The sequence below is a fragment of the Halomonas sp. TD01 genome (assembly GCF_923868895.1).
In the GTDB taxonomy this organism is placed as follows: domain Bacteria; phylum Pseudomonadota; class Gammaproteobacteria; order Pseudomonadales; family Halomonadaceae; genus Vreelandella.
Genome location: NZ_OV350343.1, coordinates 1,238,778 through 1,251,668, shown reverse-complemented (window position 1 = coordinate 1,251,668; position 12,891 = coordinate 1,238,778). Strand labels below are relative to the sequence as shown.

Sequence of the window (12,891 nt, the reverse complement as noted above, 5' to 3'; positions counted from 1 at the left end):
CTATCACTCACTGCCTAATGCGCCAGCATAATCTTGCTGGCGCCACGCCTCATAGCTGACGATGGCAACGGCGTTGGAAAGGTTCAAGCTGCGGTTATTGGGCTGCATGGGGATGCGCAGCTTCTGTTCTGCGGGTAGCGCAGCATGGACCTGGGGCGACAGCCCTGCGGTTTCCGAACCGAACAGCAGTACATCGCCCGGCACGAAAGCCGCGTCGCTGTGAGCGCGGGTGCCTTTGGTGGTAATCGCCCATATCGTGCGCTCCTGCATCGCCGCTTGAAACGCCGTAAAATCAGCATGGCGGGTAACATTGGCTAGGTCGCGGTAATCTAACCCGGCGCGGCGCAGCTTTTTCTCTTCGAGATCAAAGCCCAGCGGTTCAATTAAATGTAATCGGCAGCCATTGTTAGCCACCAGGCGCATAATGTTACCCGTGTTGGGTGCCATACGCGGTTCAAATAGCGCTACTTCAAACATTACCACCTGCCTATTATTAACTCATTGTGCGTTCGCCCAGCGCCGCTGATTGTAATGGAATTTGCCAAGAAACACTTGTAGAGGTCACCCTTCACCATGACGCCCCAACCGCCAAAGAGCATTCTTAGCCGCATTAAAGGGCTAAACCCGCGCCAGCAAGAAGCGGTGCGCTATATTGACGGCCCCTGCTTGGTCCTGGCGGGTGCGGGTTCAGGTAAAACCAGTGTTATTACCACTAAAATCGCCTATCTGGTGCAAGAGTGCGGCATGAGCGCGCGCAAAATAGCGGCGGTTACCTTTACCAATAAAGCCGCCAGAGAGATGAAAGAGCGCGTTGGGCAAATGCTGAAGGGTAAAGAGGGCCACGGGCTAACGGTGTCGACGTTTCACAATTTAGGCCTAAATATTATTCGCGGCGAGCTAAAAACCCTGGGCTACAAGCCGGGCTTTTCATTGTTTGACCCAGAAGATGCCAAAGCACTGCTGCGCGATTTGATGAACAAAGACGCTCAGGTAGACGCCGAGCAGATCAACGCAGTGCAGAGCAAAATATCCACGTGGAAGAACGACTTAGTGCTACCCAGTGACGCGCTTTCTTTTGCCGCGGATGATGACGAGCACTTTGCCGCACGGGTTTATGAAGCTTACGTGCGCCACTTAAAAGCCTATAACGCGGTGGATTTTGACGACCTGATTCTACTGCCGGTGGTTCTGCTACAACGTGACCCAGAGGCACTGGCCCGCTGGCGGAACAAAATCCACTACATGCTAGTGGATGAGTATCAGGACACTAATGTTTCCCAGTACCTGTTGGTGAAACTGCTGATGGCGGAGCGGGCTACCTTTACCGTGGTTGGCGACGACGATCAGTCGATCTACGCGTGGCGCGGGGCAAGGCCTGAAAACTTGGTGACCCTTGGCGAAGACTTCCCACGCCTGAACGTTATCAAGCTGGAGCAGAACTACCGCTCGACCGGCACCATTTTGCGCGCGGCCAACACGTTAATTGCCAACAACCCCCACGTTTACGATAAAACGCTATGGTCAGATATGGGCGACGGCGCGCCTATCCGAGTCATCGTCAACCGCCATGAAGAGGCGGAGTCAGAGCGGGTAGCCAGCGAAATGCTAACCCGGCGCATCAAAGAGAAAGCAGAATGGCGAGATTTTGCGGTGCTCTATCGGGGTAATTTTCAGGCACGTTTATTAGAGCTCAAGCTGCAGCACTACCAAATTCCCTACAAGCTTTCCGGCGGTACGTCGTTTTTCTCTCGCAACGAGATCAAGGACACCATGGCCTATCTGCGGTTGTTAATTAATCCCGCCGATGACAATGCCTTTTTACGCATTGTGAACGTGCCCCGCCGTGAAATAGGCCCCGGCACGCTGGAAAAGCTGGCCAACTATGCAACTGAACGCTCTATTTCGCTGTTTGCTGCCTGCCACGAGCTGGGGTTAGAGCAAACGCTGCCGACTCGGGCCGTGGAGCGGCTTTCACGCTTTACGCACTTTATTGATGGCGTGCGCAAACGCATGGATCAAGACGATGCCATCGCAGCCATTCGCGACATGCTGCGCGATATGGATTACGAGGCGTGGTTATACCAAAACGCCAGCGCCCCAACCGTCGCTGAGCGGCGCATGGCCAACGTATGGATTTTGATTGATCAGCTAGAAAAGTCGCTCAACCGTGACCCGGAAGATGCTGATGATTCCACTGCGACGGAAACCGATGGCGTAGAGGCTGCTATTTCCCGCCTTGTGCTGCGGGATATTCTTGAGCAGCAGGCTGAAGAAGACGACTCCGACCGTGTGCAGCTACTTACCATGCACGCCTCGAAAGGGCTGGAGTTTCCCCATGTGTATTTGATGGGTTTAGAAGAAGATTTGTTGCCCCACCGCAACGCCATTGAGATGGGCACTGTGGAAGAGGAGCGCCGCTTGGCTTACGTTGGCATTACACGGGCAAGGCGCACGCTAACGCTGACGCTAGCCCGCCAGCGTAAAGCGTATGGTGAACTGATGGACTGCCAGCCCAGCCGTTTTTTAGACGAACTGCCCGCTGATGATTTGGAGTGGGAGGGCCGTGCCGATAAAGAAGACCCCGAGAAAAAGCAGGCACGCGGGCAAGACGCGATTGCCGGGCTGCGTTCTTTGTTGGGTTAACGACAAGTAAGAATAAAATAAAACACAAAAAAATATCCACAGGGAGTTTCAAAACCCACCTGTGGATAGATTACACATCGATTATCGCAAAACTGCTTATTGCACTTCTGACACCATGTAGTCTACAACGGCCATAATCTCTTCGTCAGAAGCACTGCTACCACCACGCGGTGGCATCACGCCTTTACCGTTAAACACGCTTTGGTAAAGTGCATCGACACCCTGCTCAAGGCGTGGCGCCCAAGCGTCAGCATCGCCAATCAAAGGGGCACCGGCAACGCCTGCTGCGTGGCAAGCCACACAACCAGCACTGGCATAAAGCGCTTCGCCATCTAAACCGTTGCCACCGCTGGAAGCTTCTTCTTCACTGGCGACCGCTTCTTCTTCGCTGGCCGCAGCATCTGCGGTGGCTTCGTCAGCACTGGCATCATCTGCCGCGGCCATATCGTCGCTAGCGCTCTCTTCAGTTGCCTCCGCAGCCGCTTCTTCGCCACCGCCCAGTTCTGGCACTTCCATCACTGGTTCTACTAAATACGCTGTCGCCGCTTCCATCTCTTCATCTGACAGGTTGGGGTTGCCGCCACGAGCAGGCATCGCACCAATACCGTTAATCGAGTGGTCTAGCAATGTCGCGAAGCCTTGCTCGGTACGCTCAGACCAAGCGGCTTCGTCGCCACGAACCGGAGCGCCAGCAGCGCCGGTTTCGTGGCACGCCATACAGATATTGTTATAGATACCCGCGCCATCAATCTCACCGCCGCCGCCGCTACTAGCGGCGGCCGGTGCTGCTGCGGTACCACAGTCTTGGCCTTGCAAACAGAGTTGACCTACCGGCGCTAGGCGCTCAGCGATTGCGTCACGTGCTGCGTCTTGGGCATAAGCACCGGATGTGCCTGCCATGACGCCTAGGGCCGCCAGCCCGCTCATGATCAGCTTAGATTTCACTCTCACCACCTCTTGAGTTTTGTCATAAAACGTTTTGTGCTTAACCCCTGCGCGCGGCAGCGACATCATCAACCTTCGGCAACCGAGACGCCAAGACGTGCATATCGCATTAGTATACCGAGAACGCCAAGCGTAAGAAAATGCTACTAAGCGCGGCAATTCAACCTATGCCGTACTCTGTGCTTTATTCAGCGGTTTAAAAACGGTGCCAACGATCGCCTGATTAACACCAAGCCAGTAAACGCTGCTGAGCATAACGCGTAAACCCTGCCTGAGCATATACACGCTTTGCGGGGATATTTTGCGTATCGACGGTGAGCGTGATGTCACGGGCTCCCGCCTTGCTAACCAACGACTGCGCTTGTTGAATAATATCCTTGCCCCTTCCCTCGCCGCGCCACTCAGGCAACAGCCCCATCAACTGCAATGACCAGCGCTGAGTAACATGGTTAGGAGCAAGCAATAGTACACCGACTACTTCCCCCTGATGCTGTAGCTGATACCAATGGTCTGGCGCATTCGGTGCTTGGTCATAAAAACCGGCCAGCAACGCGTCAATGGTGAGCACTTCGCGAAGCCCAGGGCAATCTAACGAGCCTTCGCTTACCTTCGCCACCAGCGTCCGCTGCTGGGTGGGAGCCAGCTCAGCGAAGGAACGTAGCGTTAGCGGGTTAGCGTGCGATTGTCCGACTTGGCACTGCCACACAAGGTGCTCCAGGGAGGCAAGTGCTCGCATGCCGTGGGCCACTAACGTCGTTTCCCAGTTGCCTGCATCGTCGTGTAGCGCCACATGGCATAGCGCAATCGGCTGCTTACTTACCCAGCCCTGTAAGGCTTTCAACAGCGCATCGGCTGCTGAATTATGTTGCCTGGGTAGCCAAAGCTGTGCCATTTGATTAGCCAATGGCTGTACCCAGGCGGCAGCTTCGATATGGCCCGCTTGGGTTGCTATCCAAAGGCCCTGCCAAACAGTGTCAGGGCCAGCTTTTACCGTTGACAAAGCATGCTGCAATGCAGGTTGTTGCGCAGGGTCATGCACGGCAGCCAAATGGAGTAATGCTTCACGCCGTTGTTCAGGTGGGCACTGCATTACTGTGTAGGCTAAGGAGCGGTGGCCGAAAGAAGAATGACGTGTCATGTTACGTTCCTGAGTAGCCCGCCGTGAATGAAAGGAGTCATCCGTCGATATGCGCATTTTACTGGTTGAAGACGACCCAAGCTTGGCATCGGGGATTCGTATGGCGCTGAAACCAGAGCACTATACGGTAGATCATTTAGCCGATGGTGATAACGCTCTTCATGCGCTTAAAAATGAACCTTTTGATGCGGTCATCCTGGATCTTGGCTTGCCAACGATCGATGGAATGGAAGTACTTCGCGCTATTCGTCGGCATGGCAGCCAACTGCCTATTTTGGTTCTGACCGCCCGCGATGCGGTGGATAACCGTATTGAAGGATTGGATGCGGGTGCCGACGACTACCTAACCAAACCCTTCGAAGTAGCAGAATTAAAAGCGCGTCTGCGTGCTTTATTGCGCCGCAGCCAAGGGCAAACCAGCGGCTTGCTCACCTGCCGGGGAATTAGCCTGGACCCTCAGACATTACAGGTGAGTTATCAACATCAAGTGATCACGCTTTCGCGCCGTGAGCTAACGTTACTGCAGGAATTTATGAGCCACCCAGGCCGTGTGTTCACCCGCGATACCTTAACGCGATTAGTGTACGGCTGGGAGGAAGATGTCGAAAGTAACGCTATCGAAGTGCACATCCATCATTTGCGGCGAAAGCTATTTCCTGAGGTTATCCGAACCGTGAGAGGGATTGGCTATGTAATGGATAAATCGTAATGATTAAGTTGCACAAGGCAAACCTATGAGTTCTATTCGCCAGCGCACCCTGGGGCTTGCGTTGCTTGTGTTTGGTGCGAGCATGCTAGTGATTGGCTTTATTAGCTATCGCTATGCCGCCCATGAAATTGAAGAGCTTCATGACGCTAGCCTGGCACAAAATGCCCGTTTGCTAGAAGGTCTACTACAGGCACCACTGCCTGATAGCGACCGTGCACTTTTATTAAATAGCGTGGAAGGTGCTCTGCTACGTGCCGAGCAATCCGATAACCGCTTGGCAGGCCATCGCTATGAAAGCAAGCTGGCATTTCAGCTTTGGGAAGGCGATCGCCTTCTGCTGCGCTCCGCCAGCGCCCCCGAAACGCCGCTGAACCAGCAACCACCGGGTTATTCAACGCTTACGGTGAATCAACATGACTGGCGCGTTTACGTCCTGGAAATAACAAGCACAGACAAACGCGTAGTGGTGGGCGAACGAGAGGACGTTCGTGGTGAACTGATCAGCGCAGTGGCACTGCGCACCTTATTACCTGATCTTATTGGCCTACCGTTACTGACACTATTACTGTGGTGGTCGATTGGCTGGGGGCTCGCCCCCTTATCGCGGATGGCAGAGCAAATCCGTGCCCGCGACCCCCATCACCTAAAGCCTCTGACACTTCATCCGCTTCCCCAGGAACTGGAGACCATTTCTGGCGCCATAAACCGGTTGCTGGAACGGCTCCGCCAACTGCGTATTCGCGAAAAGCGTTTCATTGCCGATGCGGCCCACGAGCTACGCACCCCTTTGGCGGTACTTGATTTGCATGCGCAAAATGCACTTACTGCTGATAACACCGATGACCGAGAGGAAGCACTGCACCACTTACGCAGCGGAGTGGCCCGATCAACGCGTCTAGTCTCTCAGCTATTAACGCTGGCACGCCTAGACCCCGAAGAAGAACCGTTACCAGAGTATCGGCGCTCCAATCTATTGCATGAAACCCGCGAAACCTTGGCAAAACTTGCGCCACTTGCCGCAGAACAACGCCAGCAGTTGTTATTAGAGGCAGACGACTCGGCTAATTGGCAAATAGAAGAGGAACCCGGTGCGATTGAGGCACTAGTGCAAAATCTAGTGGGTAACGCCATTCAACACTCACCTGCGCAAGGCACCATCACGGTCACGCTTGAGACCTCGGCGAAAGGCGTCATCGTCACTGTTGATGATCAAGGGCCAGGTATTCCCGCGGCGCAACGCAGTCGGGTGATGGAACGCTTCCAGCGTGCAGGGCCGGGTGCTGGCGCGGGGTTGGGGCTATCCATCGTCGAACGCTTGGTTAAACGCCATCAAGGCGCCTTACAACTTGATGATGCCCCCAGCGGTGGGCTTCGCGTGCGAGCAACGTTTACCAGGAACGCCCTATCACAACGCCAGCCACAAAATAATCGGTCATAAGGAGTCTGTTAAGATTCCCATAAGAATTCCGTGCAAGTGTGAAGGTACAAGACAGGCAAAGCCGTTAACGACCTGTCTATTCACATAACGGAGATTCCCTGAATGAATATGCTCGTCCACTCCCCCAAACCACTTATCCAGTTTGGTGAAACACCACTGCTCATTACGCCAACAGCAAAACAGTTAACACCTGAAAGCTCCGCGTTATCGGTGCTGACGGATTTTACCCAGGTCATGCCTCAGTCGGTAGCCGCTGATACGCCCATCGACGATGCCCATTTAAAAATGCGCCACAGTGGCATTCGCCTATTGTTTGTTCTCGACAAGGCAAACCACTGCATTGGCGTACTCACCGCCAAAGAAGTTATCGGAACACGGCGCATCAACTTGGCGATGCAGCAGCGAAGCCTTGGCCGAACAGAAATCACAGCCGACATGATTATGACGCCCTGGCAAAAACTCAGTGCGATGCCATTTGAGCAACTTAATTCATTAACGATTGAAGACCTTGTACTTTCCATGGAGCGTTTTACAGAACAGCACTTGTTAATTACTGAACATAAACAAAATCAACCATTAAGCGTACGCGGTATTATTTCTGCCACCGATATACAACATGCCATGGGCAATAAAACCACGATGAAAGTCGCCTCGTCAGCCGTGCCTACCGCCAGTAGCTTTGCAGATATTTGCAAAGTCATTACCGGGCACGATTTATAATCTTGAAGAAAAACTAGCCAACTCTACCGTTAGCATTTACCAAAACGCCCCTTATCAATTGATAAGGGGCGTTTTGTTTTGCCTATCTGAATTGGCAGCTCATTTAAAACAGCGCTGCGTTAATCCACAGATGAGCCATAATGCTGGCGGCATAGCCCAGTAAAATAGCAGGTGCCCAGCGTAAGTGGCCCGCAAAGGTATAAATTCCCCGTGCTTGACCCATTAAGGCAACCCCCGCCGCAGACCCCATCGAAAGCAAGCTACCACCGACACCAGCGGTCAATGTAATCAGCAGCCAATTGCCTTGCGACATATCTGGCGCCATGGAAAGCACCGCAAACATGACCGGAATGTTATCGACCACCGCCGAAATCAGCCCCAAGACGACATTGGCCCACACAGGGTTCCAGCTACCATAAAGGGTTTCTGACAATAGACTTAAATAGCCCATGAAACCCAGGCCGCCAACACACATCACGACCCCGTAGAAGAATAACAGCGTATCCCACTCTGAGCGGGCAATACGGCTGAAGATATCAAAAGGCACGACGCTTCCCAGTTGTTCAAGCTTCTTCCAGTCGCCACGACGAGAGTAACGCTCACGCTTGCGCTCCAACGAGCGCGGTAGACTGCGGCGCAGGTAATAGCCAAAGAACTGCAGCAGGCCAAGGCCAAACATCATCCCCATCGCAGGCGGTAGATAAAGCACAGAGTGGCACAATACTGAAATAGCGACAGTCACCAAAAACAGCGCGATAATGCGGCGCGAACCACGCTTTAACCAGACGTTTTCGGTAAGCGCTGCAGGCTGTCTATTGACGATGAAGAAATTCATAATCACCGACGGCACGATAAAATTGACAATGGCAGGTACCAATAGCGCAAAGAAGCCGCCAAACGGCACCTGACCTGCCTGCCACACCATCAACGTGGTGATATCGCCAAACGGGCTGAACGCGCCGCCTGCGTTTGATGCTACCACCACGTTGACACAGCACAGACTAATAAACTTTTTATCGCCTTCGGCCACTTTCAACACAACTGCGCACATTAGCATCGCCGTAGTCATGTTGTTGGCAATGGCAGAAATACCGAAGGCGAGACAGCCAGTGATCCAAAACAGGCTGCGATAACTAAAGCCTTTACGCACAAGCCATGCCCGCAGGGCATCAAAGATGCGGCGCTCTTCCATAGCGTTGATGTAGGTCATTGCCACCAGTAAGAACAGTAACAACTCGGTGTACTCAAGCAGCGTTTCTTTAAACGCCGCTTCCGCTTCTTGCGGCATGCCCGCCTGTACATAGACCCACGCCACTAGCGCCCAGATAAGCCCAGCAGCCACCAGTACAGGTTTGGATTTGCGCATGTGAATCAGCTCTTCGCTCATTACCAAGGCATAGGCAAGAACGAAGATGACAACAGAAGCGATACCAGCAAACGAAGCGGTAAGATCTAAAGGGCCAGAAGCGGCATAGGAGAGAGAGGGAAAAGCAAACAGACAAAGCGCGATCAACAACCAAGCAAACCGGCAAGTAGACTGCCGCATTGCAAGGACGTTAGGTGGTTTCATAGTGAAGTGATCCTGGCAGGGTTGGGAAAGACCGCCACGATGATAAGCACACTAATTAAGTGCTGCAACGCAGTGATCGCGCTAAAGATGCGGCCATTTGCCGCATCTTGTAAAGCCGTTTTATAGCGCCAGGAAAATTTATTTCAGTCGAAGGATTTCTCAGCCATAACGCGCTTAGCCAAGAGACGAGGCAGATCTACATCAGTGCCGTTTTAGACCCCACATAACAATTTCTCATTAGGGTTTAAATCGCTGTTAGAACCTAACAACAATGAATCTCAACTTACTTAGCTTTTTTAACGGGGCGCGGCCAACCTAACTTTTCTAGCTGACTGCTGCGAGTAACCGCCAACGCGTGTTCTGCCACGTCTTTCGCAATGGTAGAACCTGCACCAATCGTGGCACCTTTACCTATCGTCACTGGTGCTACTAGCGCACTATTCGAACCAATAAACGCATTGTCACCAATTTCTGTACGGTGTTTATTCGCGCCATCATAGTTACAGGTAATTGTACCCGCACCAACATTCACATCACGACCTAAGCGCGCATCGCCTACATAGCTTAAGTGGTTGATTTTACTTCCTTCACCGACATCAGCATTTTTGGTTTCAACAAAATTACCTACCTTAGCTTTAACTGCCAGACGTGTGCCGGGGCGAAGTCGTGCAAAGGGGCCAACTTGGTTCAATCCAGCAGCAACGGTTGTGTCGATCACACTGTGGCTGTCGATAACGCTCTCAGCGCCAATCGTACTATTTTTAATCACGCAGTAAGGGCCGACTCGTACCCCTTCACCCAGCTCTACATCGCCTTCAAATACACAGCCCACGTCGATAAACACATCATGGCCACAGGTGAGCTTACCGCGTATATCAATTCTTGCCGGGTCGGCCAATGCAACGCCTTGAGCCATTAAAGCCTCAGCTTGCTGCAGTTGATAAGCGCGTTCTAAACGGGCCATTTGTGAACGGTTATTCACTCCTTCGACTTCTACCGCGCTGGCTGGTTGGGCAGTACACACTTTGATGCCTTCGTTTGCCGCCATCGCAATCACATCAGTTAAATAATACTCGCCCTGGGCATTTTCAGCAGAAAGCTGCGGCAGCCAACGTTTAAGCTGAGCGCTGGTCATCGCCATAATGCCGGTATTGCACTCAGTAATGGCAAGCTGGTCGGCGCTGGCGTCTTTTTGTTCAATAATAGCCACTGCCTCACCTTCATCATTGCGAACAATACGCCCGTAACCAGAAGGGTCCTCCAACGTAACGGTTAGCAGGCCCATGTGCTGCTCATCAACCTGGCTGAGTAGTGCTGTCAGTGACTCGCGGCGAATCATAGGAACATCGCCGTACAGCACCAATACGTTACCGTTACCTAACTGAGGCTGCGCTTGAGCAACCGCATGACCAGTACCCTTCTGCTCTTCCTGAACAGCAAACGATACCGCGCTCTCTGCCAGCGCTTCACGCAGTTGATCTGCACCATGGCCAATCACAACATGCATACGAGTAGGAGTAAGCCCACTAGCAGTATCTAACACATGCTGCACCATGGATTTTCCTGCCAGCGTATGCAGCACTTTTGGTGTTTGTGAGCGCATACGGGTGCCTTTTCCAGCGGCAAGGATAACGACATCAAGGTCTTGCATATTATTCACCTGTAACGGTTTAGCGGTTGGCGGCGGGAGCTTCCCAGGCTTCAATACCCAGCTCATCAATGAGCGCTTCATCGAAGTATTCCATGAAGGCGGGACTGGCTAGGCTTCGCCAATGATCATTCTCTTTAACTAACATCAACACATTGAGGTTATTTTCAATTGCCATCAGCATCCCTTCTTCGCTACCCGCTACCGAAATAGCCGTAGACCAAGCGTCTGCCCATGCATTAGAGGGGTGAAAAACTGATACGGACGCTAACTGATGCTTAACCGGTCGACCAGTGCGAGGATCGATAGTATGAGAGAAGCGCTCGCCATCTACTTCAAAATAGTTGCGATAATCCCCTGACGTCGCGACCGACATATTTTCAAGAGGAATAACGTGCTGCGCCTCTGGCACACCGTTATGTGGCACCTCAATCCCAACACGCCACAGGGTTTGCTCTTCCAGCTCACGGTATCCACGGGCAATTAATTCACCACCAATATTGACGAGGTAGTTTTCAATCCCCTGCTGATCAAGATATGCCCCAACACGGTCAGTGCCGTGCCCCTTAGCCACACCCGACAAATCAGCAAACACATCGCGAGAGCGCCGCGCTTGCATAAGCTGAGTATCAATATCAACTGCATCATAGCCAATCGTAGCCATGCGTTCGCTTAGTTCAGCGTCTGAAGGCACTTCTTCAGGGCGCGCTTCGGGGCCAAAACTCCATAAATTAACCACATCGCCAACGGTAATATCAAACGCGCCGTTACTTGCTTCTGATACCGAATGGCTAATCGCAAGCACTTCAATTAGCGCATTAGAAAGCGGTTGCCATTCATTAAGAGGGGCATCATTAAAGGCCACAAGCTCAGCATCATCGCGGTACGTCGACATTGCTTGATCAACGTCGTTTAGCTCCGCTAGAAAACCTTCTTCCAGCGCATTTGCCTCACCTTGAGTTAGCGGGTCCGCAATGGTGACTTGATAAAATGTCCCAAAAATACCGCCCTCAAAGCGAACAGGGGAATCCAACGGCCGATCATTTTCTGAACACCCTAGTAAAGCCCCAGCAGCAATGAGCAATAATCCCGAACATTTTAACAACCGAGAATTAACCTTCATTTTATTTTTCCTTGAATAAAACGCGCTGGGTTAAAAATGGAAAACCCCTAAAAATAAAATAACCTAGAAAAATCTAGTAGTGAAAAAACCAAAGCAACCAAGCCCCAAACAGCACCCGATATACCACAAATGGCTGCATGCCTAGCTTTTTAATCACAACCAGGAAGTAGTGGATACACACATAGGCGCTAATGCCTGAGAGTAGGGTACCTACTAGCATGGCCGGTATATCGATAAGCTGAGGGTCTTTCAGTAAGTTTATTGCCTCAAGGCCACCCGCCAAAACAATGACGGGAATTGACAGTAGAAATGAAAACCGTGCTGCGCCTTCTCTACTCATACCCACCATTAATGCCGCCGTAATGGTGATACCTGAGCGCGATGTGCCAGGAATGAGTGCCAATACTTGAGCGCCACCGATGATGAGCACATCTTTTAACGTCATCTGGTATTCGCTACGAGCGCCACGTTTTTTCCAGTCTGCGTAACCAAGTAGCAGACCAAAAACAATCAAACTGATACCAATGATCAGCGTAGAACGCATATAACCTGAGATCACATCGTGAAGCAAAAAACCGACGATACACACTGGCAACGTGGCAATAACGACCCAAAACGCCAACATGGCATCATCGTTAACCTCTTGGCCCCGAAGTGCGGTCAAGCTGCTAGCGATCATTCTGCCTATTTCGTAACGAAAATAGATCACAACAGCGCTTAAACTGCCAAGATGCAGAGCCACGTCAAAGGCAAGGCCCTGATCTTCCCAGGCGGTCAAAACAGGTACCAATATAAGGTGGGCCGAGCTCGATATAGGTAAAAATTCTGTAAGCCCTTGAACTACCGCTAACACAACTACCTGTAACCAATCCATGGGTTATCCTGTGTTTAACTATTATTAACGACATTCATGTGCTTGGTGACATTCATGCGCCTGCAATGGCGCTAAGGATACAC

Annotated in this window: 11 protein-coding genes; 4 read left to right on the top strand and 7 right to left on the bottom strand. The window is 52.0% G+C overall.

Annotated elements, in window-relative coordinates:
* Window positions 1–3: 3 nt before the first annotated feature.
* Window positions 4–477: a tRNA (cytidine(34)-2'-O)-methyltransferase gene (locus L1X57_RS05920; RefSeq protein WP_009723300.1), complete on the bottom strand. Its 474-nt coding sequence runs from the start codon at window positions 475–477 to the stop codon at window positions 4–6.
* A gap of 96 nt (window positions 478–573) precedes the next feature.
* Here L1X57_RS05920 and rep point away from each other — a divergent pair, with 96 nt between their 5' ends.
* Window positions 574–2,643 carry a DNA helicase Rep gene (rep, locus tag L1X57_RS05915; RefSeq protein ID WP_009723301.1) on the top strand — a complete coding sequence of 690 codons (2,070 nt, stop codon included), beginning with the start codon at window positions 574–576 and terminating at the stop codon, window positions 2,641–2,643.
* Between the two features lie 96 nt (window positions 2,644–2,739).
* On the opposite strand, the gene L1X57_RS05910 is transcribed toward rep, so the two are convergent.
* Complete coding sequence (locus L1X57_RS05910; RefSeq protein ID WP_039869068.1) at window positions 2,740–3,588, bottom strand: c-type cytochrome; 849 nt, start codon at window positions 3,586–3,588, stop codon at window positions 2,740–2,742.
* Window positions 3,589–3,811: 223 nt separating this feature from the next.
* On the bottom strand, window positions 3,812–4,726 hold the full coding sequence (locus L1X57_RS05905) for a GNAT family N-acetyltransferase (RefSeq protein WP_009723303.1): 915 nt from the start codon (window positions 4,724–4,726) through the stop codon (window positions 3,812–3,814).
* 49 nt (window positions 4,727–4,775) lie between these two features.
* Between L1X57_RS05905 and L1X57_RS05900 the strand changes: the two genes are divergently transcribed.
* The 3 genes from L1X57_RS05900 (at window position 4,776) to L1X57_RS05890 (ending at window position 7,593) form a co-directional block, all read left to right on the top strand.
* The gene (locus L1X57_RS05900; RefSeq protein WP_009723304.1) at window positions 4,776–5,435 is read left to right on the top strand and encodes a response regulator transcription factor; all 660 of its coding nucleotides are present in this window, start codon (window positions 4,776–4,778) and stop codon (window positions 5,433–5,435) included.
* 25 nt (window positions 5,436–5,460) lie between these two features.
* Window positions 5,461–6,873: an ATP-binding protein gene (locus L1X57_RS05895; RefSeq protein ID WP_009723305.1), complete on the top strand. Its 1,413-nt coding sequence runs from the start codon at window positions 5,461–5,463 to the stop codon at window positions 6,871–6,873.
* A 102-nt stretch (window positions 6,874–6,975) separates the two neighbouring features.
* Window positions 6,976–7,593: a CBS domain-containing protein gene (locus tag L1X57_RS05890; RefSeq protein WP_009723306.1), complete on the top strand. Its 618-nt coding sequence runs from the start codon at window positions 6,976–6,978 to the stop codon at window positions 7,591–7,593.
* Between the two features lie 103 nt (window positions 7,594–7,696).
* Here the strand turns inward: L1X57_RS05890 and nhaD are convergent, their stop codons facing one another.
* The 4 genes from nhaD to L1X57_RS05870 form a co-directional block, all read right to left on the bottom strand.
* The gene (gene nhaD / locus L1X57_RS05885; RefSeq protein WP_009723307.1) at window positions 7,697–9,163 is read right to left on the bottom strand and encodes a sodium:proton antiporter NhaD; all 1,467 of its coding nucleotides are present in this window, start codon (window positions 9,161–9,163) and stop codon (window positions 7,697–7,699) included.
* A 283-nt stretch (window positions 9,164–9,446) separates the two neighbouring features.
* Window positions 9,447–10,814, bottom strand: coding sequence for a bifunctional UDP-N-acetylglucosamine diphosphorylase/glucosamine-1-phosphate N-acetyltransferase GlmU (gene glmU, locus L1X57_RS05880; RefSeq protein ID WP_009723308.1), 1,368 nt, complete (start codon window positions 10,812–10,814; stop codon window positions 9,447–9,449).
* Window positions 10,815–10,833: 19 nt separating this feature from the next.
* Complete coding sequence (locus tag L1X57_RS05875; protein ID WP_009723309.1) at window positions 10,834–11,934, bottom strand: FAD:protein FMN transferase; 1,101 nt, start codon at window positions 11,932–11,934, stop codon at window positions 10,834–10,836.
* A 73-nt stretch (window positions 11,935–12,007) separates the two neighbouring features.
* Entirely contained in the window at window positions 12,008–12,808 is an 801-nt protein-coding gene (locus tag L1X57_RS05870; RefSeq protein ID WP_009723310.1) for an undecaprenyl-diphosphate phosphatase, read from the bottom strand.
* Window positions 12,809–12,891: the final 83 nt, after the last annotated feature.

Bases quoted from the DNA above. Each gene is read 5' to 3' on its own strand.
- L1X57_RS05920 (WP_009723300.1), bottom strand. From the start codon at position 477: ATGTTTGAAGTAGCGCTATTTGAACCGCGTATGGCACCCAACACGGGT.
- rep (WP_009723301.1), top strand. From the start codon at position 574: ATGACGCCCCAACCGCCAAAGAGCATTCTTAGCCGCATTAAAGGGCTA.
- L1X57_RS05905 (WP_009723303.1), bottom strand. From the start codon at position 4,726: ATGACACGTCATTCTTCTTTCGGCCACCGCTCCTTAGCCTACACAGTA.
- L1X57_RS05900 (WP_009723304.1), top strand. From the start codon at position 4,776: ATGCGCATTTTACTGGTTGAAGACGACCCAAGCTTGGCATCGGGGATT.
- L1X57_RS05895 (WP_009723305.1), top strand. From the start codon at position 5,461: ATGAGTTCTATTCGCCAGCGCACCCTGGGGCTTGCGTTGCTTGTGTTT.
- L1X57_RS05890 (WP_009723306.1), top strand. From the start codon at position 6,976: ATGAATATGCTCGTCCACTCCCCCAAACCACTTATCCAGTTTGGTGAA.
- nhaD (WP_009723307.1), bottom strand. From the start codon at position 9,163: ATGAAACCACCTAACGTCCTTGCAATGCGGCAGTCTACTTGCCGGTTT.
- glmU (WP_009723308.1), bottom strand. From the start codon at position 10,814: ATGCAAGACCTTGATGTCGTTATCCTTGCCGCTGGAAAAGGCACCCGT.
- L1X57_RS05875 (WP_009723309.1), bottom strand. From the start codon at position 11,934: ATGAAGGTTAATTCTCGGTTGTTAAAATGTTCGGGATTATTGCTCATT.
- L1X57_RS05870 (WP_009723310.1), bottom strand. From the start codon at position 12,808: ATGGATTGGTTACAGGTAGTTGTGTTAGCGGTAGTTCAAGGGCTTACA.